We start from the raw sequence: 22,945 nt of genomic DNA on the forward strand, positions 1-22,945 counted from the left end.
GAGCTGAGTTTTGCTAAACAGGCGCTACTTAGACGGCGAGAGCCCTTGACGCTGCGACCCTCGAGGCGCACATCTTCGCACACGCAACATTAAAGAGACATCTTGGAGGATTAAATGGCTCAGGACCCCATCGTAATTGTAGGCATGTCACGCACCCCAATGGGTGGGCTGCTGGGGGACCTTTCGGGCCTCTCTGCCAACGAGCTCGGCGCGCTCGCTGTAAAGGCGGCTGCAGATGAAGCCAAGCTCGGCGCGAATGAAGTCAACGAGATCATCATGGGCAATTGCCTGCCCGCCGGTCAGGGGCAGGCCCCGGCGCGTCAGGCCGCGATCAAGGCGGGGCTCGACAAGGGCACCGAGGCGACAACAATCAACAAGATGTGCGGCTCTGGCCTGCAGGCAACTGTGATGGGCGCTAATGCGATTGCGGCGGGCAATGCGAGTGTGGTCGTCGTCGGAGGCATGGAATCCATGACCAATGCGCCGCACCTCGTAGATCTCCGCAAGGGCCACAAATACGGCGCGGCCGGCATGAAGGACCATATGGCTACTGACGGCCTTGAGGACGCCTATGAAGGCGGCCCGATGGGTAATTTCGCCGACATGATTGCCCGCGAATACCAGTTCACGCGCGAGCAACAGGACGCTTACGCCCTTGAAACCCTGGCCCGCGCTCAGAAGGCAACAGAAGGCGGCAAGTTCAAGCGTGAAATCACGCCAGTCACGATGAAGACCCGCAAGGGCGACGTCACCGTCGACACTGATGAGCTTCCGCGCACAGCGCGTCCGGACAAGATTCCGACGCTGCGCCCGGCCTTCAACAAGGACGGCACGGTCACGGCAGCAAACGCATCGGCGATCTCTGATGGTGCTGCTGCGCTGGTCCTGATGACCCAGTCTGAGGCGGAAAAGCGCGGCCTGAAACCGATCGCGAAGATCGTGTCCTCATCAAGCCACGCTCATGAACCACAATACTTCACCACGGCCCCAGTGCCGGCGATGAAGAAGGCGCTCGAAAAGGCCGGCTGGAGCAAGGATGATGTCGACCTCTGGGAGATCAACGAAGCTTTCGCGGTCGTGCCGATGATTGCGATGAAGGAACTCGGCATCTCTCACGATATCGTCAATGTTCATGGCGGCGCCTGCGCCATGGGGCACCCGATCGGTGCGTCCGGTGCACGTATCCTCGTGACGCTGCTGGCAGCCATGGAAGACCGCGATGTGAAGAAGGGCGTTGCTTCGCTCTGCATTGGCGGCGGCGAAGGCATCGCCATGTGCGTCGAGCGCGCTTAAGCCTCGGCCCGCACATTCAGAACAGATGGACCGCCTCACGAAAGTGGGGCGGTTTTTCTTTAGGAAATGCTGACCGTAGTGAGGCGCGCTTCGGTTGTCCTTAGCCGGCCGGCACGTAGTCGCTGATCAGGCCGAGGGGCAGGGCCGTGGTACGTTTGGCGACATTGATGACAATGCGTGACTGCACATCCGAAACCAGACCCGATCCGAGGAGTTGTTCTCTGAGGAAGGAGTCGTAGGCATGCATGTCTGTTGTCGTGATACGCATGACATAGTCGACCGCGCCCGTGACCGTCATGCATTCGAGTACTTCAGGCCATTTGCCGACAAGACGCTCGAACCGGTCGAGATTTTCCTTGCTGGGCAGGGCGAGCTTGACGCTGGCTACAACTTCAAAGCCAAGACCGAGCGTGTCGCGGTCAAGCAGGGTCACGCGGCCCTGGATAATGCCGGCTTCCTCCATCCGCTTGATCCGGCGCCAGCAGGGCGAGGAAGAAAGTCCCACACGGTCTGCGATTTCTGCGACAGAAAGTGCGGCGTCCTTTTGAATAAGGTCGAGAATCTTGGCGTCGATCGCGTCGAGTGTTTGGGGCAATTCTTGTCTCACTCAATGGCTAAAATTGGAACGTTATGCCCTTTATTACGCGATATTGCGCAAGATGGGCAAGCTTTTTCAACAAAAAATGCAAAAAATATGGTCGTATGACCAAAGGGAGGTCGTTCCTTGGAACACCGTGAAGTTACGCTGAACGATAAATATGATCTTGTCGAGGGCCGAGCCTACATGACGGGCATTCAGGCGCTTGTGCGCCTACCTCTTGACCAGAAGCGCCTTGATATTGCCGCTGGACACAATACGGGCGGATTCATTTCCGGATATCGAGGGTCGCCCCTTGGCGGCTATGACCAACAGCTGCGCGCCGCCCAGAAATGGCTGGACGCGCACACGATCGAGTTCTGGGAAGGGCTGAACGAAGACCTGGCAGCGACGGCTGTGTGGGGGTCGCAACAGCTTGGACTTTTCCCGGGTGCCAAACGCGACGGCCTGTTCGGCATATGGTACGGAAAGGCTCCGGGTGTGGACCGCACGGGCGATGCCTTCAAGCACGCCAATGCCGCAGGCTCCTCCCGGCTTGGCGGTGTTCTGGCCATTTGCGGCGACGACCATATGTGCAAGTCCTCGACGCTGCCGTCGCAGTCTGAATTTGCGATGCAGGACGCCGAAATCCCGGTGCTCAACCCGGCCTCGATCCAGGACGTGCTTGATTACGGCATCCATGGCTGGGCGATGAGCCGGTTCTCCGGTGCCTGGTCGGCGCTGATCGCGCTTGCTGATACGATGGACTCCGGCGCGGTTGTTGATGTGACGCTGGACCGGTTCAACTTCATCACGCCTGAGTTCGACTTTCCGGAAGGTGGCGTGCATATGCGGCGCGGCGACAATCCGCTGGAGAAGGAAAAGCGCCTGCGCGAGTACAAGCTTCCGGCTGCCCAGGCCTGGGTGAAAGCGAACAGCCTCGACCATGTCATTGTGCCCTCGCCAAAGCCGCGCATTGGCATCATCACCACCGGTCAGGCTGCGCGCGATATATTCGAAGCGTTTGCCGCGCTTGGTATCACGCCGGAGCAGGCTGGCCGTCTCGGCATCAGCGTGTTCAAGGTCGCGATGCCATGGCCGCTTGAGCCAACGGCAATCCGTGAGTTCTGCAAGGGACTGGAGAGCGTGCTTGTCATCGAACACAAGCGCCCTCTCATTGAGGACCAGCTGCGCGCAATCCTTTACAGCCTGCCCGACAATCAGCGCCCCTATATAGAGGGCAAGCGCGACCGCGACGGCAACAAGCTGTTGAGCCAGACCGGTTCCATCCCCGTCCCTGAAATTGCCAACGCCATCATGCCGCGCGTTCCGGGCCGCTGGGACAGGAGCGAAGCGGAAGTCTATTTCAAACGGGTCGGCGCGGCTGGCCAGGCGGCGATCTCGAATGCATCGCCGACGGTACGGTCACCGCACTATTGCTCCGGCTGTCCGCACAATACGTCGACGGTTGTTCCTGAAGGGTCCCGCGCGCTCGCCGGCATTGGCTGTCACTATATGGCGAACTTCATGCCGGATCGCAAAACCGACATGACGAGCCAGATGGGCGGTGAAGGTGTCGCCTGGATCGGCCAGTATTTCGCGACCGATGAAGACCATATGTTCGTCAATCTTGGCGATGGCACCTATTCGCATTCGGGCTCGCTCGCCATTCGCGCGGCGGTCACGTCTGGCGCGAACATGACCTACAAGATTCTCTACAATGACGCCGTCGCGATGACCGGTGGACAGACCGTGGAGTCCGGTCAGACACCGGTCAATATTGCCCAGCAGGTCGAGGCTGAAGGCGTCACCAAGATCGTCATCGTCACTGAAGACACGACCCGATACGCCAATGCTGTCGGCCTGCCACGCTCGGTCCGTATCTATGATCGCGAAGATCTCGATGAAGTGCAGAAGATGCTGCGCGACACCAAGGGCGTTTCGGTCATGATCTATGACCAGATCTGCGCGACCGAGAAACGCCGCCGCTCCAAGCGCGGCCTGCGCAAGCCGGATCGCACGCGCGTCATGATCAATCAGGAAGTTTGCGAGGGCTGCGGGGACTGTTCGGTCAAGTCGAACTGTCTGTCCGTCGAACCGGTGGAAACCGAACTTGGCCGCAAACGCCGGATCAACCAGTCGACCTGTAACACGGACTTGTCCTGCCTGCGCGGCTTCTGCCCGAGTTTCGTGACGATTACGGATGCGGAGTCGGCAGCCGAAGACCAGCCCGTGCTTGAGGTTGACGCTTCAGGGCTGCCGCTGCCCGATCTGCCTACGCTGACGACGCCATGGAACTTGCTGTTCACTGGTGTTGGTGGTACGGGCGTGACGACAGTGGCAGCCGTACTGGCCATGGCCGCGCACGTTGACGGAAATGCATCCTCAAGCCTCGACATGACCGGCCTCGCGCAGAAGGGCGGGCCGGTGCTGTCGCACCTGCGCTTTGCCAAGGAGCCGGAAATGATCTCGACGGGCCGCGTGCCGCCGGCGTCGGCCGATGCGCTCATTGCCTGTGACCTCGTTGTCGCGGCTGGCGGTGATGCCATCGGTCTCATGGATGTCGGCCGGACCATGGTGTCGGCCAATGCGGATGTGACGCCGACCAGCGAGTTTATCCGTGACCGATCCAAGAGGTTTGAGGGCCAGCTGCTCGCCGCCCGGGTGAAGCGCCAGGCGCGCGAGTTCGGTACAATCGACGCCGAAGCCCTCGCGCTCGGATATCTCAACGACGCCATCTACACCAACATGGTGATGGTCGGATACGCATGGCAGAAGGGCCACATTCCGGTCTCGCTGCGCGGCCTTTACCGCGCCATCAAGCTGAACGGCACCAAGGTCGCCGAGAACATGAAGGCCTTCGATGTCGGGCGTCTCGCGGCGGCCGATCCAGAGCGCCTGGAAAGTGTGTCGGACCCGCGCGGTGATGTGCCGCCGATGACGCTGGACGAGATCATCGAAAACCGCACCAAACGGCTCACCGCCTATCAGAATGATGATTATGCGCTGCAATACCGCAATCTTGTCGCGAAGGTGCGGGCGGCAGAAGACAAGGCAGGTCTCGGCGAAGCGTTCACGACGGCCGTTGCGCGCTTTGCCTACAAGCTGATGGCGTACAAGGACGAGTATGAAGTCGCGCGCCTATTCACAGATGGCACGTTTGACCAGAAACTGCGCGAGACCTTCAAGGGCGGCAAGATCGAGTACAATCTCGCGCCACCGATCTTCTCCAAGAAGGACGCCCAGGGTCACCTCAAGAAGAAGGCCTTCGGTCCATGGATGAAGACGGCCTTCAAGATCCTGAAGCGCTTCAAGGGCCTTCGCGGCACGCGCTGGGACCCGGTTGGCTGGACAGCTGAGCGAAAGATGGAACGCCGCCTGCGCGATGAGTATCTTGAGCGCGTGGTTGAAATGTCGGGGCAGCTCACGAAGAAAAACCATGAGCTTGCCATCGCCATTGCCTCCCTTCCGGACGAAATCCGTGGCTATGGTCATGTGAAGGAAGCGTCTGTGGAGGCGGCTGAAGACCATCTTGCGGAACTGCTGAAGAACTGGCCGCAGGGCGGCATGCCTGCGAAGAAGCAGACGCTGATTGCGGCGGCTGAGTAAAGCTGCACCAATTAGAAGACAGCCTCATGGTGAGCGTGATTCCACAGGCTCACCATGAAGGTCAGATCAGGAGGCGTCAGGCGCGAAAATCCCCTCATGGTTCGACTTCGCTCACCATGAGGGGATTTTCTTGGTTTACCGCGCCAGCGCGTTCTTGATCAGGCGCGCTGTCTCATGCACCCCGTAGAGGGCCGCGAAGCCGCCGAAACGTGGGCCCTGGCTCTGGCCGAGGAGGACTTCGTAAAGCGCCTTGAACCAGTCGCGGAGGTTCTCGAACTCATGCGCCTTGCCGATCTCGAAAGTGAGGTTCTGCAGCGTCTCTGCATCTGCGTCGCCTTCAATCATGCTGAGCCGCTCAGCGAGATCTTCCATTGCGGCACGCTCTTTCTCGTCCGGGGCGCGGTAGACCTTGGTCGGCTTCACGAAGTCCTCATAATAGCGGATGGCATAGCCAGCGAGCGTGTCGAGAAGCGGGTTCGTGTGCGGATTGGCGTCAGGCGCATAGCGCGTGATAAAGTCCCAGAGCTGGTCCTTGGTCTCGGTATTCGCCGCGCTTACAAGATTAAGAAGAAGGGCGAAGGAGACCGGCGGATTGCCAGTCGGGACCTTGCCGGAATGGATGTGCCAGACAGGGTTCTCGATCTGCCGGTTCGGTTCCTCGTCGGGATATTTCGACAGGAAGGTGAGGTATTCGTCCACCGCCTTCGGGATGACGTCGAAATAGAGCTTCTTGGCAACGCGCGGCTTCTGGAACTGGAACAGCGACAGGCTTTCCTGCGGCGCGTAGGCGAGCCAGTCTTCGACTGAGATGCCGTTGCCCTTGGTCTTGGAGATCTTCTCGCCTTTTTCGTCGAGGAACAGCTCGTAGACATATTGCTGCGGCGGCTGGCTGCCGAGGATCTTGCAGATTTTCGAATAGATCGGCGCATTGTCCTGGTGGTCCTTGCCGAACATCTCGAAGTCGACGCCAAGCGCTGCCCAGCGCATGCCGAAATCGGGCTTCCATTGCAGCTTGGTGTTGCCGCCTGTGACAGGAATCGTGACGTCGGTGCCGTCCTCATCCTCGAAAGTGATCGTGCCGGCTTTTGCGTCGGTGGCTTTCATCGGCACATAGAGCACGCGGCCGGTCGATGGCGAGATCGGCAGGAAGGGCGAATAGGTCGCCTGCCGCTCCGCACCGAGCGTTGGCAGCATGACCGCCATGATCTCATCGAACTTTTCGAGCGCCCGCAGCAGCGCTTCGTCAAAGGCGCCGGACTTGTAGAGCTGCGTGGCGGACTTGAACTCATAGTCAAAACCGAAGCTGTCGAGGAAGGCGCAGAGGCGGGCGCCCATATGCGCGCCATAGCTTTCATGCGTGCCGAACGGGTCGGGCACAGCGGTCAGCGGCATCTGCATGTAAGGCTCGAGGTCGGCTGGGTTTGGCACAGTCGGCGGGACTTTCCGCATGCCGTCCATATCGTCGGAAACGCAGATCAGCTTCGTTTCGTATTTGCCATCGGTCAGGGTCTCAAAGGCTGTGCGGACCATTGTTGTGCGGACAACCTCGCCGAAGGTGCCGATATGCGGCAGGCCGGACGGGCCGTAACCCGTCTCGAAAACCACCGGTCCCTGTTTGGGTTTGCCCGCACGCTCCATATTCTCCAGCCGTTTCAGCAGGGCGCGAGCCTGTTCAAAGGGCCAGGCCTTTGCACTCTCGGCAAGCGTGGATAGCGCGGTCATGTCGTCTCCGTCGGTCAGATGATCGTGCCGGAGGTAGAGGGCAGGGGAGATGCGGTCAAGCTGAGTGGCCGGTGCAGGCTGCAGATCAGGCTGCTTCGTGCACAATGACGCGGTTACGACCTGAATGCTTGGCCTCATACATGCTGCGGTCCGCCTGCTTGAGCATCGCGCTCACATCCATTGTATGGCAAGCGAAGGCCATGCCGACACTGGCCGTGAGTTTCCGGGGGCGCCCTTGAGCCGGAGCAAAGTCGATGCGGCTGATATTGTCACGAATACGTTCCGCAACGGCAAGTCCAAGCGCGGGGCTCTCATCAGCCACGAAGACCCCGAACTCCTCACCGCCCAGGCGGCCGACCAGATCATTGTCGCGCACCGACCTGCGGATGGCATCTGCGATAAGTCGAAGCGCCTCGTCGCCGGCATGATGGCCATACGAGTCGTTGATCGACTTGAAATGATCGACATCGATCATCAGCATTGAGCCAGAGACGCGCTGGGAGTTCAGCGAGGTCAGCTCCTTGAGGAAGGCGTCCCGGTTTGTGAGCCCGGTGAGGGTGTCGGTGCGGGCAAACAGGGCGAGTTCGGCATGCGCAAGTTCGAGATTGGCAAGCGCGACCTCTGACCGCACGCGCTCTCGTTGGAAAACGATAGTGACGGGGACGGACACGAGCAGCGGCACGAAGGTACAAAGGGCCATCGTCGACGGCAGAATTTCCCGCAGAATATCAGGCGGGGTGTCCAGTATCAGAATGGTCAACCCTGTTAGCAGCCAACTGGCAGCGATTGAGATTGCCGAGACGAGCGCGGCTTTCTTATATGATAGGCGCAAATGTTTGGGTTTGCTGGTCGTAGTCGTCGTCATTTGGTGGTGGTACGCGAAACTGATGGAAAACCGGCGAAACGGCGCAGTGAAACTTTTGTCAAATTTTACGCAATTTGTGGGTGCTCCGCTAAAAGACGTTAGTGCTGTGGGTGATTGACACTCATTCTCAATTAACGTAATTGAGAACCATGATCATTTGCATTTGCAGACGTATCAATGAGGCTGGCGTAAAGGCGGCCGTGGACGCGGGTGCCCGCAGCCCTGAGGCTGTGCAGGCCCATCACGGCTGTGAATTCAATTGCGGAAAGTGTCGTTCGGCAATTGGTGAGATCATCTCGGACTCGGTCGATACTTTGCCATCGGAACCGCTTCTGGTCGCGGCCGAATAAGCGAATCTTGCAAAATACACAGCGAAATCGGCGTGAAAGCTGCCGTCTGGCTCAGCCTGACGGGCGTGTAGCCGCATTGTCCCTTCGACGATCGAAGCGCCAGCTGCTCGATGACAGCGTTGCGGCGTCAGCGGCCTTACATGCATGTCAGGCCTCTACTCATCATTCCCAGTCAGAAAAGCCAGTCAATTCAGTTCGCTAGGACAGCGGTATGAATGAATGCGAATGCAATTGCTTCTCACTATCGTAAAGCTCTGTTTTTATTGATCTTTTTCCCTTGAATCTGGAGCCGGTTGTGATAATTCAACGTCAAAGTCACCGAATCATCAATTCAGGAGAAAGCCATGAAGGGCGATCCCAAAGTTATCGAATTCCTCAATGCCTGTCTCAAGAATGAGCTGACGGCGATCAACCAGTACTTCCTACATTCGAGGATGCTGAATGACTGGGGTGTCTCCATTCTCGGTGAATATGAATACAAGGAATCCATTGAGGAAATGGAGCATGCCGACTGGTTGATCGAGCGCATACTCTTCCTCGGCGGACTGCCAAACCTGCAGGACCTGGGAAAGCTGCGGATCGGCGAGAGCGTCGAGGAAATCCTCAAATGCGATCTTGCACTGGAAATGGATGCCATTCCGGAGCTGCGTGACGCCATGGAATACGCAGAAAGCGTCCGCGACTATGGAAGCCGCGACCTCTTCGGTAAGATCCTCCACAATGAGGAAGAGCATGTCGATTATCTGGAAACCCAGTTCGACCTGATTGAACGTATCGGCATCCAGAACTACACGCAGCTTCAGTCCGCGCCGAACGGGTCACACGCTGAAGGCTGATCGCCGTTCACGCATAGGCGTAAGGCCCGCCTTTCCTCAGCGCTGTCAGATAGGCGGGACGCGCATGGATACGCCCAAGGAAATCCTTCACATTGGGGGACTCGCCGGCACCGGCCCGACTAGCGGCGGCTTCCAGCGGGAAGCTCATGATGATGTCGGCGGCGCTGAACTCCTTGCCGGCGAACCAGCCCGTCTCGGCCAGTGAAGCATCCCAGTATTCGATCTGCTCTTTCAGGCGCGGATCGACAAAACCCGCTTCGGCGCGGCGCGAAACGCCCCTGACGAGCGGGCGCATGAAGGCATTTGCGTTCTCCGGCAGACGCTGGAAGACGAGCTTCATCAGCAAGGGCGGCATGGCAGAGCCTTCGGCATAATGCATCCAGTAAGTCCAGGCGCGGCCCTCAGGCGTGCCTTTCTCGGGGCGTAGGCGTCCGCCGCCATGCGTATCAATGATGTATTCTATGATGGCGCCTGTCTCGGCGACGATAATGCCGTCATCTTCCAGCACGGGAGACTTGCCGAGCGGGTGGATGGCGCGCAGCGAATCGGGCGCCAGCATGGTTTCCGGGTCGCGCTGGTAATGGACGATCTCGTAATCGAGCTCCAATTCCTCCAGTAGCCACAGGATACGCTGCGAGCGCGAGTTTTCGAGGTGGTGGATCTTGATCATACTGGTCTGCTTTCCATGGCTCCTTATGGAGCAATTAGATGGCCCGAACGGGAAAGAAAGCTGTGACGCTGCGGGAAGCGCGGATCAGATGTTGGCATCGGCCAGAAGCGCGTCAAAGCCGTCCCAGAAGAGTGCACGCTTGTCATCTGTTTCCATGAGGATTTCGTGGCGTGCGCCTTCAATCGTCGTATGCGTGCAATGCGGCAGGAATTTCGCTACGCGTGCGTGCGCCTTGTTGTCGACCAGCTTTTCCTCTCCTGCACTCGCGACATAGACCGGGATGTCGATGGTGCGCAGCATGGCTGGCCTGGTCGTGGCGGCGAGGATGTCGAGGGAGGCGCCGAGCCAGCCCCAGGTAACCGGACCAAGCTCCAGTTCCGGCGCGACATCAATCAGGGTGCGCTGGAGCTGCCAGCGGGCGCGATCATGTGTGACAATATTGGTTTCAAAGGATTCGGGTGGGCCGGGCTGGCGCGCATAGTCGCCGGACTTGCCCATGGCGCGCATTGCCCAGATAAGATAACGCGCTGCAAAATTGATAGGCAGGCCCCACATCGGTGCAGAGAAGGCGGCCGCTTCGACCTTTACCAGTTTCTGCGCCATGGCTGCGAGGGCGATGGCCCCGCCCATCGAGTGAGCGATCGAGACGTATGGGCGCGGCAGTTCCGCGCCGAGCGTGTCGAGCCCGTTCCGGAGTGCGCCCATGAAAGTCTCGAACCGGTCGATATGGCCTTTTGCGGGGTCATCGAGGAGACGGTCGGACAGGCCCTGGCCCGGCCAGTCCAGGATTACGATGGCAAAGCCACGCGCCTGCAGGTCTCGCGCTGTCTCGAAATATTTCTCAATGAACTCGGTACGGCCCGGACATATGATAGCGGTGCCGCGTGGCGTGTCAGAGAGGCTGGGTGCGGCGCAGGCGCGAAGCGTGCGCCCCGCAATGCCTTCAAACCACACCAGCCGTGCGCCATCCGGAGGCGAATTTCCCGGGACGTTCACGAATTCGGACCGGCGGATGGTGTCTGTGTCGCTCATCACTATTCTTTAGCAGACAAGAAAGGCGCCGGCAGTCAAGCTGCGCAGCGCCTTCCGGTCGTCTGGCAAGGTTGGAAACCTGCCCGTTACGAGAACTTTTTCATAAGTCCTTGCAGCTGCATGGCAACCGACATGTCGCCGAGGACTTTCAGCTTGCCCTGCATGAATGCCATGGTTGGGTCCATCTGGCCGGCGGCCAGCTTCTGGAAGTCATCCCAGTCGACCTTGACGGTTGCGTCGGCGTCCGCGTCGGAATTGTCAGCCTTGCCGGCTGCTCCGTCGATGAAAAGCTTGCCGACATCGCCAAAGTCGAATTTCACTTTCTTGGTGAAGTCGCCGCCAGCCGAAACTGCTTCATTGGCTTTCTGGGTGAGAGTTGCGAGATCCATGAACGCCTCCTGGTATTGGAACCACAGCGATAAAGCAGTTCGTGGGTAGTTTAGGCAAGGCCTAAACGACTGAAAATGACGCCTATGTCACGAAAATTACGGTCTGGTTGGAGATCCGCTACGTGCCGTCGAACGCGGCCTTCAGTGCGGCGATATCAAACTTGACCATCTTCATCATCGCGTTCCGCGCGCGACCGGCAGCCTGCTTGTCATCGCTTTCCATCATGGACGGCAGGATGGCTGGTACAATTTGCCAGGACACGCCATACTTATCGACCAGCCAGCCGCACATGTGCTCCTTGCCGCCACCGGCGAGCAAGGCGGACCACAACCGGTCGATCTCTGCCTGGTCGTCTGCCAGAACTGAAATGGAGGCTGCCGGGGTGAGTTCATACATTGGCCCTCCATTCAGTGTCATATAAGGCGTGCCAGCGAGCGTAAATTCCACCACGAGGGCCGGTTTGCCGGGCTCCGGATAGGAGCGGCTTTCAATATGGCTGCCCGGCAACAGCGACACGTAAAACTCTGCGGCTTCCTCGCCCTGTCCGTTGAAACAGAGGCAGGTTCTCACCTTTGAAGTATAATTCATTTCCGGGACTCCTCAGTCGACGAAACGAAGGCATAGCCACTATTCTCCAGCGCGGATTCGAGTATGGGCATTGCCGATGGGCCGATACCATGCAGGTCTGCGAGGGCTTGCCGAGACCAGACCGACAGGTCTTTCGGCTTTGTGATGCCATTCCTGAGCAAAGCGCGCTTGGCCGGTTTCGACAGTTTCGCGAACGATGCATGCAGCGCCGAGTAGTCGTAAATGCTTTCAGATATCATCAGACACGTGCCCCAACTGACTGGGCTGTCTCTTCAAGCTGGTCCGCAGCAGCGCCCCAGCCTTGCTCAAAGCCCATTTCAACATGCTGTTTCATCGTTTCGGCATTGCGGTGGCGCGCGCCCCAGATGAAACGGGTCTTTCCATCTTCGGTGTCGCTGAGCTCGACAAAGCCGGTCATGAAGCCGTCGCCCTGCGGGACATAGCCTTCGGTGTAGAAGTCAGTGAAGACAAGGCGTTCCTCTGGCACGATTTCCAGCCACATCCCCTTATTCTCCATGCGCTCGCCATCGGGGCCAGCGAACACAGTGTTGAACCGGCCTCCGGGGCGCAGGTCGAAGTCAGCTTCAGGTACGCTCCAAGGGCGCGGGCAATGCCATTGCTTGAGCAGGTCTTCCTCTGTCCAGCAGCGCCACACGGCGTGGCGCGGGGCATCGATGATGCGACCGATGACCAGTTCGAACTCGTTTGCGGGTGTGACGTCTATTGGGGTCGCCATGAGTCAGGTCTCCTGTGAGGGCGTTGTGTCTGGGGCTATTCGTCAGGAATGTTCGGCTCGACGAGGCGGGCAAGATTCAGAAGCGACTCCTGCCAGCCGAGATAACAGCCGTCGGTCGGGATCATGTCCGGAATACCGTCCTGGACGATGGACACCTCCGTGCCGACGGAGACCGCCTTGATCTCGATCATGTTGCGCATTTCGCCTGTGAGGTTCGGATCGTCGAAGCGGGTTGTGTAGATGATGCGCTCACCGGGCGTCAGCTCAATGAATGTGCCTTCGAAACTGTGGCTGTTGCCTGTCGTGAAATTGGCGAAGGCCATCCGGAAGCCGCCGCCGACTTTGGCGTCCATCGAATGGAGGGTCGCATAGAAGCCGTTTGGCGGGAGCCAACGTGTGTAGGCACCGGGCTCTGTGAAGGCGCGGTAAATCTTGTCAGGCGTGGTGGCGAAGACGCGGTGGAGTTTGACAGTCCCGGGCATGGGTCAGACTTTCTTGGCGGGAGAAAAGAGCAAGTGGATGTAGCGGGCGAGGTGATCGACCATGCCTTCGGCGACGGAGCGGTCGCCGCTCGCCTTGGCAAGGATGAAGGCGCCCTGAAGGACGGCCTGCGTGTGGAGGGCGAGGCTTTTTGCGGTCCAGTCCGGTGTCAGGCCGCGCGCAACGATGGCCGCCTGGATGTCGTCTTCCAGTGTCTCGGCATGGCCGAAGATCGAGGTCTTGCAGGCGTCGCGGATGGCGGGGTTGGAGGTGTAGGCTTCCTGCACCATGGTGCCGACGAGGCAAGTATATTCGGCTTCCTCACCGTCGAGCAGGTCGCGGCGTAGCTGGATGTAGCCGAGCACGCGCTCAACCGGGTCTGCTATCTGATGATAGGGAGCAGCGGCGAACATCGCGCCGGTCGTTTCTGACCAGTGGTCGGCAGCCGCCACGCCAAGCGCTTCCTTGCTGTCGAAGTGGTGGAAGAAAGCCCCCTTGGTAACGCCTGCCTCCTTGCAGAGCTCGTCCACGCTGGTCGCGGCGAAGCCTTTCCGGCGCACAATTGAGAGGGCGGCATCCAGAAGTTTTGTGCGGGCGGAGACACGTTTGGTGTTCGTCATGAACAGAGCATACCAACTGGTCGGTATTTATGTCAATCGTGTTTCTGGAAGGCGTGATTGACGTGGCGAGAGGCGGTTGGAGGACGGCGATTGTTCTTGACGGACCCGTCATCAAGATTGGATTGATCATTCCATGTCTTGGGAAAAATCGATTGATGAGCTACGTCGCCGGGAACGCATGGCGGAGAAAATGGGCGGCGAGGAACCGGTCTCGCGCCAGCGTGGGCGAGGAAAACTGACGGTACGCGAGCGGGTCTCCTTCCTGGTAGACCCTGGCAGCTTCCACGAGATCGGCAAGATCGCCGGCGTTGCGACATATGACGATGACGAACAGCTGGAAAGCTTCATGGCGTCCAATTCCGTTGTTGGTCGCGCGACGCTGGATGGCCGCCCGGCAGTTGTGCTTGGCGATGATTTTACCGTACGCGGCGGCGCGGCGGATGCATCTATTCGCGGAAAGACGGTGATCGCGCTGAAACAGGCGGTGGAATACCGCATGCCACTGGTCCAGCTGATTGATGGAACGGGGGGCGGCGGCTCAATCAAGATGTTCCTGAAGGACCCGCGCACCTACATCCCTGAAACACCGAGCTGGGAGCTGATCGTCGATGGCATGGGCGAGGTCCCGATGGTGTCACTGGCGCTCGGGCCCTGCGCCGGCCTTGGCGCGGGGCGCGTCGGGGCGAGCCATTATTCGGTGATGGTCAAGGAGCTCAGCCAGGTGTTCGTGGCCGGACCTCCCGTGGCGATTGCAATCGGGGAGGATGTCTCCAAGGAGGAGCTGGGCGGCTGGGAGATCCAGGCGAAGAATGGCACCGTGGATGACGTTGTCGAGACCGAAGCCGATGCCTTCAGGGCGGCCAAGCGCTTCCTCTCCTACCTGCCGTCATCAGTGCATGAGCTGCCACCCGTCACGGCGCCGACAGATGATCCGAACCGCAAGGAAGAGAGCCTGATCTCGCTTGTCCCGAAGGATGGCAAGACGCCGTACAAGCCGCAGAAGATCATCGAGGGCACGGTCGACAAGGGCAGCTTCTTCGAGATTGGCAGCCAGTGGGGCAGGGGGATTGTCACCGGGCTCGCCCGCATCGATGGTCATCCTGTCGGCATCATGGCCGGCAACCCGTTCTTCCTTGATGGGGCTTGGACCGCTGATGTATGCGACAAGGTCACGAGGCATATGGACCTCTGCTCGACCTTCCATCTGCCGGTTGTTCACTTCGTCGATTGCGCAGGGTTTGCAGTCGGTGTGAAGCATGAGACGGCGGGGGTGACGCGCAAGGGCGTGCGGGCCATGGCGGCGGTCTATCAGGCGACAGTGCCGGTGTGCGCCGTGGTGATCCGCAAGGCATTCGGTCTGGCGGGGTCTGCGATGATGAACCCGACCAAGGCCAAGTGGCGCTATTGCTGGCCGTCAGGGAACTGGGGCTCGCTGCCGATGGCGGGCGGCATCGAGGCGGCGTTCCGCAAGGAGCTGGCGGAGACCGATGACAAGGAAACCTTGCTGAAGTCGCTCTACAAGAAGTTCGAGGCGATGGAGGACCCGTTCCGCACCGCCGAAGCATTCTTCGCCGAAGAGATCATCGACCCGCGCGAAACGCGGCCGCTACTGGTCGATTTCGTACATCACGTCCGTCGGCGGATGGAGCCCGGCAAGACAAGTTTCGGCCCAAGGCCCTGACTTCGCCCAAGATTCGCCGTGAACCTCCCGCCAATAGTATCGCACTGGTAATGTCCGTGGGAGGACGCGAAATGAAGAAACTGATTGTACCGGCCCTTGCCGCGATCATGCTAGCCGCGGCGTGCGGTGGGCCCGGTGGTGGGTCGCCGGTCGAATATGACCCATCCCCATCCCCCCCGCCGCCGGCACCTGTCATGGAGATGGCGGCTGACGGCGTGGTCGGCGGCATGTCGAAACAGGCCTATTCGGAAGCTCCGTCCCGGCCGGTCGAGCCCGACACACCCGACGCAGAACCGGGCGTCGAGCAATACATCGCCTACAGTCATTCGCTCGGCATGAAGCTGCCCAAGGGCGGGGTCGACGCGATGATGCAAGCGCATATTGAGGCCTGTAAGTCTGCCGGCACGAATACCTGCATCGTCATCAACTCCAACACATACAGCTATGACGAGGACCGGGTGAACGGCAATGTCTCGCTGCGAGCAAAGCCGGAATGGATCGAGCAGTTTCTCGGCGCGGTGGACGCTGCCACCGAAGCGGCCGGCGGCGAGATCACCTCCCGCTCGACCCGCGCGGATGACCTTACCCGCCAGATCATCGACACAGACTCGCGGCTTGATGCGCAGCGCACCTTGCAGACCCGCCTGGAAGGCCTGCTGGAGCGGCGCGATGGCACGCTTGGCGACCTGTTGCAGATAGAGCGGGAACTTGCGCGCGTGACCGGCGATATCGAGTCGATCGAGGCGCAGCTGAAGGCGCTACGCCTGCGGGTGTCGATGTCGTCCCTCGACATCTCCTATGAGACGATCATTCCGCCGTTTTCCAGCTCCCGCTCCAATCCGCTTGGAGAGGCGTTCGGCAACTTCTTCTATAACCTCTCGGCGGCGATTGGCGCAGTGATCACGGCTTTCGCGGTCGGCCTGCCTTGGCTCCTGCTTTTGGGCGTTTTCCTCTGGATCTGGCTGAAGCTGATCTGGCCCCGGATGCGCGGGACCCGGAAGAAGAAGGCGACGGCCGCTGACGAGTCGAAAGCGACGTAGAGGCCTTGATGAGGCTGGCGCGCTCTTCACTGGTGAGGGCGCGCCACTTGCCTTCCGGCAGGCTGCCGATCTCCAGCGTGCCGATACGGGTACGGTAAAGGTCCACGACAACGAGGCCGACAAGCTCGCACATGCGGCGGATCTGGCGGTTGCGGCCTTCGCGCAGGACAAAGCGCAGGCGGCCGGGGCTGACCTGGTCGACCTTGGCGGCCTTCAGGCGGCGCCCGTCGAGAGAGAGGCCGTGGCGCAGCTTGCCAATCGCCTGCGGCGTGACCTGGCCGGTGACGGTGACGAGATACTCCTTCTCAAGGTCCGAGGCCGGGCCGATGATGGCCTTGGCGAGCACGCCATCTTCCGACAGAAGGAGCAGACCGCGACTGTCCATGTCGAGCCGTCCTAGCGGGGCGAAATTGGTGCTGCGGCCGGGGATTTTCGGGCTCTTGCCGATGAGGTTGGCGCTGGTCGCAAGGCGGATCGCCGGTGTCTGCTCCGGCTCTGGCTGGGCGGAGACGAAGCCGACTGGCTTGTGCAGGACGACGGTGAGCTGGTCGTCGAGCTTCTGCGCGGCCCGTCCGGCAAGCTCAAAGGTCTGGCCCGGCTCGATCTTGTGACCAGGCTCGTTGACCGTCTCCCCATCGACCTTCACCGCGCCATCGGCAATCAGGGCTTCGGCCTCCCGCCTTGAGCAGAGGCCGAGCTGGGCCATCCATTTGTTGAGGCGGACAGGTGCGTCGCCCTGATAAGTCTGGCGTGTCATGCGGCCTGACTAGCAGAGCGGGCAGCAGCTGGCGACTGCGATCCACGCCTGCCTCGGCGGCTTATGCATATTTGCATGCGAGATCGCTGCAGTCGTGCGTTGAAGTGGTGGGCGACATGTCCCATTTCGCAGGCGCAGCAAAAATTGTGCGGAGCACAAAATGACATTCGAGCTCAGAACCCATACTGCCGATGGCGACGCAATTGTCCTGCGTCCGCTTGTCGATGCCGATGCGCCTGCGCTTCAGAAGGCGATTGACAGTTTTTCCAATCGCTCGCGCTATCTGCGCTTCTTCAATGGTGCGCCGAGTGTGCCGCCGGCCGTCATGCGCAGGCTCACCGAAGTCGATGGTATCTTACACCTTGCCTGGGCGGCGGTGGATGAAAAAACCGGAGACATTGTCGGTGCGGTGCATGCGATGCGGGATGAGGCGACAGACGAGATCGGCGAGTTTGCCCTCGGTCTTATCGATAACTGGCAGGGCAAGGGCATTGCGCGGCTGCTGATTGCACTGCTGGCGAGCGAAGCGATGTCCAAGGGCATGACCGGCTTCAATGCGAATGTCCTGTGGGAAAACCGGAAAGGCCGTGCGCTGATGGCGGCGCTGGGCGCGCGTTCGCTCGGTTCGCAATCGGGTGTCATCCAGTACCGGATCGGGCTTGACGAGGTGCTTGGCCTCTTCGGAGACCGCGCGCAGGACGCGGCCCTGCAGTCGATCATGCCGGCTATCCATTCCGGCGCGGTGCAGGCGGCCGCCGCCTAGAGCCGGCGCACGAAGAACTGCACCGCATAGCCCGGCCTGTAGCGCTGGCCACCGACCGGCCAGAAGCCGAGCCGCTCATGAAAACGACGCGAGCCCGGATTGGGCGGGTCGTCATTGATCTCGCAGCTTACGACATTGCGGTCCGCGAACCGCTCGAAGACGGCTGAATAGAGCTGCACGCCGAGCCCCTGGCCGCGCGCAGCCTCGCCAATCGCGATCCGGTCGACATAGATCATGTCCGGCGTCCCGCTCTCTTCCATCCAGCTCTCCAGCCAGCGCAGATTGTCGCTCGGATAGGCCATCTCGCCAGGCTCGATGAGGTTGATAAAGCCGAGCGGCTTGTCCGTGCTGTCGGCCGCGACGAGACAGGTGCCCAGGGCAATCAGCCGGTCGAGGCTCGTTTCGCTCTCGGCGCTGACATTGGGCACGCTCTCGGCATTGATGGCGAAGAGGGCAGGAAGGTCTGCGGGTGTGTAGGCGCGGATGGGCATGGACGGTGAGGTGGCGGCAAAGCGCCCGGGCGTCAATGCGGTATCTCTTCTCCGGGCGGCCTCACCGCGGGCCCGGAGGGGACGATGGCCGCAGACATCATCCTCATCCGCCCGTCAGTGGTTCGACTTCGCTCACCATGTCGGGCTTTTTCTGCCTTTGCATCAGGCCGACATGGTGAGTGTCCTTTGACAGGCTCAGGATGAGGATCGAACCATGAGGCCGTTTGCACACCCTCATCTCTTTCCCGGTTAATCCTGAGCTTGTCGATGGCAGGAGAGTCGGGGTGGGACGATCCCCAGCACGTGCGCCCGCAGTGTCAGGGACATGCGGCGGCAAAAGCTGATTTCGGGGAGGTGAGGCGGCGCTAGCCGGGCTCGAGCAAAGCTGGAGCTGAAGCCGGCGCTTCAGGACGCGGGGTGAGGGTGAGGCCGGCAAATAGGTCGGCGCAGACGGGCGCGAGGCCTGCCATGCCTTCGTCGGGCGCGAGCCTCGTCCATGGTGCGCGCGGGGCAAGATCGGTCCAGTCTGCCGGGGCCGGTGCGTCGCCAGCTTCCTGCAGCCGGATCACGATGCGGCCCTGCGGCGTCACGCCGACGCCAAGCACGCCGACAGGGTTCGCGGCGCGATAGGCGCGGTAATAGCGCTCAAAGGCGGCAACCTCCCAGAAGAAGATCGGCCAGTACCAGAGCGGCAGCCGGGTCAGTATGTCCAGGATCCAGGCGCGGGTGAGCATGGCGAGACTTATAGCCGGTGGCGAAGGGGGGCGGATATTTTTGGTGTGAGCGGCGTCTATGGACCGTCCAGAAACCGTCCAGATCCCGTGCAGAACCCGGATCAGGGGCGAGGCCCCTAAAGCTCGCCCGGTTCCTTGCCGGCCTTGTGCCAGAGCCAGAAGAACAGGCCCATTGTGAGCCCGACCAGCACTGTGAACCCGATCAGGGCCAGTACAGCCAGCGCGTCAACTGTCAGCTTGGCGATATCCATGTGCATCTCCCTTGTCGTCTGTCTTTCCGGGAAGACTGCGCCTTTGGGCGGGCGAGGGGAATCAGGGAGATTGCGTACTTCGCAGCCGGTTTGCGTCAGCAAATCAATCGATCCAGTGGGGCGATTGAAGGGGTAGAAGGCCACGGTAGTGGCTCTTTGTCCCGGCAAACTGGACGGCCGCCGGGGAATCGAACCCCATTGCCCTGCCACTCCACCTTGGAAAGGGACCGCGTTTGCAGCGCGGCATGGAGGCGGCGGCCGTTATGGTTTTGTGATCGCGCAAGGTGCCAGCGCCTTCGTGGTTCGACTTCGCTCACCATGAAGGCTTCGAAACGTCTCAACAGGCTTCATGGTGAGCGAAGTCGAACCATGCGGCCGTGCAAGCCAATGCTAGCGATCAGTTTGTAAGGGTTGAAGACAATATGGCTCGGCGCGCGGGCGGACGGCCAGCGCGTCAGGGGGCTCGGCGAAACCACAGAGCGTCCTATCGATCAGGGGGCGGGGAGATGGTTTACGACAAGCTGGTCTTCAACCTCAAGGTGGCCTAGAACAGAGAGGCTTGTCAGGGGGGAGGGGCAGTTGGCGCAATACGATTTCATTGCGACGTACCTTCTGGCCAACCGGAAGAACGGTACGCTCTATGTTGGCTCGACGTCCGATCTCATCACGCGCATGGGCCAGCACAGGAGCGGCGCGGGCTCACACTTTACCGGCAAGTATGGTGTCGCCCGGCTCGTCTGGTTTGAGCGTTTTCCGGAGATGGAACCGGCTCTGAGAGCCGAGCGCCGGATGAAGGAATGGAAGCGCCAGTGGAAGATCGATCTGATCGAGAAGGGCAATCCGGACTGGGATGACCTGACGATGTCGCTGACGCCGTATTGAGGCGCGGTTGCCGTTTGCCCTTCCATGCTGATGAGGGCGCCTCACCGCGGCTTGACCGCGGTGCCCATCTCCTGAGGCTGCAGAGATTGGACAATTCCGGTTTGCGCCTCCCCGCGACTTGCCTGCCCCGGCGAAGGCCGGGGATCGCGGGGGCCATCATCAGGGGGTTCGGCAAGCGCGGCGGTTCTGGATTGGCGCGCCTTGGCGGTGAGGCTCGCCTGTCTCATCGCCCCGGAGTCTGCTTCAAGCGCAGGAGATGGACCCCGTGGTCAAGCCACGGGGAGGCGCGAGAATGGCGCGGCTGGTGCGGTGTCCGATCCGCTTTTTCCAGTCAAGGGCGCTTCGCGTCCGAAGGATTACACCCTTGACTGGAAAAAGAAGATCGAAACAGGCTGGCTATGGCCGAATGGCAGGGTCTGCCATTCGGCCTGAAATCTACACCACTCGCGACGTTTCATAGGGTTAATTGATAACTGACAGTACCCAGCCCACTGCTGCCCGTGCAGAACAATAAACAGCTATCAGCCCAAAAATGGCAGTCGGAATAATTCTAGTGAGATCAGTTAGTAGTTCCGTCTTCCAGAAAAGGCTCAGCTTTTGCTCTCTTGATGACGTTGTCTCTTGTAGCTTGGCGATAGCCTCATTTAGCTGAGATTCAGCGCTGAGCTTGCTGTTGTAGAGGGACTCTTTTCGAGCCCGCAGTTCTAGCTCTGCTTTTTTGAGGGCAGAGTTCAAATCATCTGAAGCGTCTATGCCCAATTTCGTCGCCAAACGCTCGCGACCGGCGATCTGCTCTATAGCAGCCTTCGAACCAGCCGATAGTTCAAAATATTCGTGCCGTAGTTTTTGAAGTTCATTGTCGCGCTCCTCAGCCAGCAACATGTCAGCGTCGATCTGTTGGCGCTCCCGACCGAGATTTGAGATGGTGTCGGCTTCGTCTCTTAAGTCCGCGACTCTCAGTCGAGAAAAGGTCTCTCTGATGTATTCGTCATAGTTCGAAACAAAGGCGGGAACCTGAAGCAAGCAGTAGAAGAAAACAAACGACGTAGCAGCAAACATCGTGATTGATACGTGATCGTCGGTTAGTAGAGATAGATCCAGCGGGCCAAAAGTATCCAAAAGACTAACTTGATCTGCTTTGAACAAAAGAGCGATAGCGCAAAACGAGACCACCCACTTTCTTTGAGAAATTAAGCGTCGTCGATTGAACTTATCGCGAACGACAATTTCGTCTTCTGACAGAAATTGCTCGAACCAGCGCATTTCCTAATTCCGCCCTGCTTCCTTGTCCCGCCCGGCCAGCAGCCTCAATCTCAGTGCGTTGAGCTTGATGAAGCCTTCGGCGTCTTTCTGGTCATAGGCGCCGCGGTCATCCTCGAACGTCACGATCTTTTCGCTGTAGAGCGAGTAGGGCGATGAGCGGCCGACGAGGATGGTGTTGCCCTTGTAGAGCTTGAGGCGAACCTCGCCGGTGACATAGCGCTGGCTGGCATCGATGGCGGCCTGCAGCATTTCGCGCTCCGGGCTCCACCAGAAGCCATTATAGATGAGCTCGGCATATTTCGGCATCAGCTCGTCTTTCAGGTGAGCTGCGCCCTTGTCGAGGGCGGCCTGTTCGATGCCGCGATGGGCGGCGAGCAGGATGGTGCCGCCGGGCGTCTCATACATGCCGCGCGACTTCATGCCGACAAAGCGGTTTTCCAGCAGGTCGAGCCGGCCAATGCCATGCTTGCCGCCAAGCTCGTTGAGTTTTGTGAGCAGGGTAGCGGGGCTCATCGCTTCATTATTGATGGCGACCGGATCCCCCTTCTCGAACTGGATGGTGATGTATTCCGGCGTGTCGGGTGCCTCTTCCGGCGAGACGGTACGCTGATAGACAAAGTCCGGCGTCTCGACGGCCGGGTCTTCCAGCGCCTTGCCCTCTGAGCTTGTGTGCAGGAGGTTCGCGTCGACCGAGAAGGGCGCTTCGCCGCGCTTGTCGGGGGCGACGGGGATGCCGTGCTCCTCGGCGAAGGCGATGAGGTCTGCGCGGCCCTTGAAGTTCCAGTCGCGCCACGGGGCAATGACGCGAATGTCAGGCTGGAGCGCGTAATAGCCAAGCTCGAAGCGGACCTGGTCATTGCCCTTGCCGGTCGCGCCATGACAGACGGCATCGGCGCCGACGGCCTGAGCAATCTCGATCTGGCGCTTCGCGATGAGCGGGCGGGCGATGGACGTGCCGAGCAGGTAGACGCCTTCATAGACGGCATTGGCGCGGAACATCGGGAAGACATAGTCGCGCACGAAATCCTCGCGCAGATCCTCGATGAAGATGTTCTCCGGCTTGATGCCCATCTTGAGGGCCTTTGCGCGCGCCGGCTCAAGCTCCTCGCCCTGGCCAAGGTCTGCGGTGAAGGTCACGACCTCACAGCCGAACTCGGTCTGCAGCCATTTCAGGATGATCGATGTGTCGAGCCCCCCGGAATAGGCAAGGACGACTTTCTTCGGCGGTGTGGTGGGCGTGGCCATAGGAATTGCGGGCTCCATCAGAGGGCGGGTATCAGTTGGCGCGCACCATATTCATTGCGCGGGGCGGGGC

24 protein-coding genes and 1 pseudogene are annotated in these 22,945 nt (G+C 60.1%); 8 read left to right on the forward strand and 17 right to left on the reverse strand.

The features are described 5' to 3' along the window. Nucleotides 1-114 precede the first annotated feature (114 nt). Nucleotides 115-1,293, forward strand: coding sequence for a thiolase family protein (locus B8746_RS00570; protein ID WP_084391307.1), 1,179 nt, complete (start codon nucleotides 115-117; stop codon nucleotides 1,291-1,293). A 100-nt stretch (nucleotides 1,294-1,393) separates the two neighbouring features. Here B8746_RS00570 and B8746_RS00575 read toward each other — a convergent pair whose 3' ends face one another. After that, nucleotides 1,394-1,888, reverse strand: coding sequence for an Lrp/AsnC family transcriptional regulator (locus B8746_RS00575; RefSeq protein ID WP_084391308.1), 495 nt, complete (start codon nucleotides 1,886-1,888; stop codon nucleotides 1,394-1,396). Between the two features lie 129 nt (nucleotides 1,889-2,017). Here B8746_RS00575 and B8746_RS00580 point away from each other — a divergent pair, with 129 nt between their 5' ends. Then, nucleotides 2,018-5,479 (forward strand): indolepyruvate ferredoxin oxidoreductase family protein, encoded by a 3,462-nt coding sequence (locus tag B8746_RS00580; protein ID WP_084391309.1) that lies wholly within the window; start codon nucleotides 2,018-2,020, stop codon nucleotides 5,477-5,479. Between the two features lie 135 nt (nucleotides 5,480-5,614). Here B8746_RS00580 and B8746_RS00585 read toward each other — a convergent pair whose 3' ends face one another. Both B8746_RS00585 and B8746_RS00590 read right to left on the reverse strand, forming a co-directional pair. Beyond that, the gene (locus B8746_RS00585; protein WP_084391386.1) at nucleotides 5,615-7,201 is read right to left on the reverse strand and encodes a lysine--tRNA ligase; all 1,587 of its coding nucleotides are present in this window, start codon (nucleotides 7,199-7,201) and stop codon (nucleotides 5,615-5,617) included. A gap of 85 nt (nucleotides 7,202-7,286) precedes the next feature. Beyond that, entirely contained in the window at nucleotides 7,287-7,901 is a 615-nt protein-coding gene (locus tag B8746_RS00590) for a GGDEF domain-containing protein (protein WP_158084493.1), read from the reverse strand. Nucleotides 7,902-8,215: 314 nt separating this feature from the next. Here B8746_RS00590 and B8746_RS00595 point away from each other — a divergent pair, with 314 nt between their 5' ends. Both B8746_RS00595 and bfr read left to right on the forward strand, forming a co-directional pair. Continuing rightward, the gene (locus B8746_RS00595) at nucleotides 8,216-8,416 is read left to right on the forward strand and encodes a (2Fe-2S)-binding protein (RefSeq protein WP_084391311.1); all 201 of its coding nucleotides are present in this window, start codon (nucleotides 8,216-8,218) and stop codon (nucleotides 8,414-8,416) included. A 344-nt stretch (nucleotides 8,417-8,760) separates the two neighbouring features. Next, entirely contained in the window at nucleotides 8,761-9,252 is a 492-nt protein-coding gene (gene bfr, locus B8746_RS00600; RefSeq protein WP_084391312.1) for a bacterioferritin, read from the forward strand. A gap of 7 nt (nucleotides 9,253-9,259) precedes the next feature. Here bfr and B8746_RS00605 read toward each other — a convergent pair whose 3' ends face one another. From B8746_RS00605 to B8746_RS00640, 8 genes are all read right to left on the reverse strand, one after another. Continuing rightward, nucleotides 9,260-9,922: a glutathione S-transferase gene (locus B8746_RS00605; protein ID WP_084391313.1), complete on the reverse strand. Its 663-nt coding sequence runs from the start codon at nucleotides 9,920-9,922 to the stop codon at nucleotides 9,260-9,262. Between the two features lie 84 nt (nucleotides 9,923-10,006). Beyond that, a complete protein-coding gene (locus B8746_RS00610; RefSeq protein WP_084391314.1) occupies nucleotides 10,007-10,954 on the reverse strand; it encodes an alpha/beta fold hydrolase in 948 nt (315 codons plus the stop codon). A gap of 86 nt (nucleotides 10,955-11,040) precedes the next feature. Further along, complete coding sequence (locus B8746_RS00615; RefSeq protein WP_084391315.1) at nucleotides 11,041-11,343, reverse strand: SCP2 sterol-binding domain-containing protein; 303 nt, start codon at nucleotides 11,341-11,343, stop codon at nucleotides 11,041-11,043. 118 nt (nucleotides 11,344-11,461) lie between these two features. Continuing rightward, nucleotides 11,462-11,932, reverse strand: coding sequence for a VOC family protein (locus tag B8746_RS00620; protein ID WP_084391316.1), 471 nt, complete (start codon nucleotides 11,930-11,932; stop codon nucleotides 11,462-11,464). Beyond that, the gene (locus B8746_RS00625; RefSeq protein ID WP_084391317.1) at nucleotides 11,929-12,171 is read right to left on the reverse strand and encodes a helix-hairpin-helix domain-containing protein; all 243 of its coding nucleotides are present in this window, start codon (nucleotides 12,169-12,171) and stop codon (nucleotides 11,929-11,931) included. Before B8746_RS00625 ends, B8746_RS00620 begins: the two co-directional genes overlap by 4 nt. Then, nucleotides 12,171-12,668: an SRPBCC family protein gene (locus B8746_RS00630; RefSeq protein ID WP_084391318.1), complete on the reverse strand. Its 498-nt coding sequence runs from the start codon at nucleotides 12,666-12,668 to the stop codon at nucleotides 12,171-12,173. The genes B8746_RS00625 and B8746_RS00630 overlap by 1 nt, the downstream gene beginning before the upstream one ends. Before the next feature lie 35 nt (nucleotides 12,669-12,703). Continuing rightward, a complete protein-coding gene (locus B8746_RS00635; RefSeq protein WP_084391319.1) occupies nucleotides 12,704-13,150 on the reverse strand; it encodes an SRPBCC family protein in 447 nt (148 codons plus the stop codon). Nucleotides 13,151-13,153: 3 nt separating this feature from the next. After that, on the reverse strand, nucleotides 13,154-13,768 hold the full coding sequence (locus B8746_RS00640; protein WP_084391320.1) for a TetR/AcrR family transcriptional regulator: 615 nt from the start codon (nucleotides 13,766-13,768) through the stop codon (nucleotides 13,154-13,156). A gap of 133 nt (nucleotides 13,769-13,901) precedes the next feature. Here B8746_RS00640 and B8746_RS00645 point away from each other — a divergent pair, with 133 nt between their 5' ends. Then, the gene (locus B8746_RS00645) at nucleotides 13,902-15,449 is read left to right on the forward strand and encodes an acyl-CoA carboxylase subunit beta (RefSeq protein WP_084391321.1); all 1,548 of its coding nucleotides are present in this window, start codon (nucleotides 13,902-13,904) and stop codon (nucleotides 15,447-15,449) included. A gap of 368 nt (nucleotides 15,450-15,817) precedes the next feature. Continuing rightward, nucleotides 15,818-16,351, forward strand: a pseudogene (locus tag B8746_RS17300) (DUF4349 domain-containing protein); the annotation flags it as partial. Here the strand turns inward: B8746_RS17300 and B8746_RS00655 are convergent. Beyond that, complete coding sequence (locus B8746_RS00655; protein WP_084391322.1) at nucleotides 16,350-17,246, reverse strand: pseudouridine synthase; 897 nt, start codon at nucleotides 17,244-17,246, stop codon at nucleotides 16,350-16,352. The pseudogene B8746_RS17300 and the gene B8746_RS00655 overlap by 2 nt on opposite strands. 160 nt (nucleotides 17,247-17,406) lie before the next feature. On the opposite strand from B8746_RS00655, the gene B8746_RS00660 reads away from it, so the two are divergent. Continuing rightward, entirely contained in the window at nucleotides 17,407-18,009 is a 603-nt protein-coding gene (locus B8746_RS00660) for a GNAT family N-acetyltransferase (RefSeq protein WP_084391323.1), read from the forward strand. Here B8746_RS00660 and B8746_RS00665 read toward each other — a convergent pair. The 3 genes from B8746_RS00665 to B8746_RS17480 form a co-directional block, all read right to left on the reverse strand. After that, on the reverse strand, nucleotides 18,006-18,536 hold the full coding sequence (locus B8746_RS00665) for a GNAT family N-acetyltransferase (RefSeq protein ID WP_084391324.1): 531 nt from the start codon (nucleotides 18,534-18,536) through the stop codon (nucleotides 18,006-18,008). The genes B8746_RS00660 and B8746_RS00665 overlap by 4 nt on opposite strands. Nucleotides 18,537-18,865: 329 nt before the next feature. After that, nucleotides 18,866-19,234, reverse strand: coding sequence for a hypothetical protein (locus B8746_RS00670; protein WP_084391325.1), 369 nt, complete (start codon nucleotides 19,232-19,234; stop codon nucleotides 18,866-18,868). Nucleotides 19,235-19,350: 116 nt separating this feature from the next. Then, entirely contained in the window at nucleotides 19,351-19,485 is a 135-nt protein-coding gene (locus B8746_RS17480) for a hypothetical protein (RefSeq protein ID WP_267905930.1), read from the reverse strand. Nucleotides 19,486-20,064: 579 nt separating this feature from the next. Between B8746_RS17480 and B8746_RS00675 the strand changes: the two genes are divergently transcribed. Further along, nucleotides 20,065-20,367: a GIY-YIG nuclease family protein gene (locus B8746_RS00675; protein ID WP_084391326.1), complete on the forward strand. Its 303-nt coding sequence runs from the start codon at nucleotides 20,065-20,067 to the stop codon at nucleotides 20,365-20,367. Nucleotides 20,368-20,829: 462 nt separating this feature from the next. Here B8746_RS00675 and B8746_RS00680 read toward each other — a convergent pair whose 3' ends face one another. Next, entirely contained in the window at nucleotides 20,830-21,630 is an 801-nt protein-coding gene (locus B8746_RS00680; RefSeq protein ID WP_084391327.1) for a hypothetical protein, read from the reverse strand. A gap of 3 nt (nucleotides 21,631-21,633) precedes the next feature. Then, the gene (locus B8746_RS00685) at nucleotides 21,634-22,875 is read right to left on the reverse strand and encodes an argininosuccinate synthase (protein WP_084391328.1); all 1,242 of its coding nucleotides are present in this window, start codon (nucleotides 22,873-22,875) and stop codon (nucleotides 21,634-21,636) included. Nucleotides 22,876-22,945 lie beyond the last annotated feature (70 nt).

The sequence above is a fragment of the Henriciella pelagia genome (genome assembly GCF_002088945.1).
In the GTDB taxonomy this organism is placed as follows: Bacteria; Pseudomonadota; Alphaproteobacteria; order Caulobacterales; family Hyphomonadaceae; genus Henriciella; species Henriciella pelagia.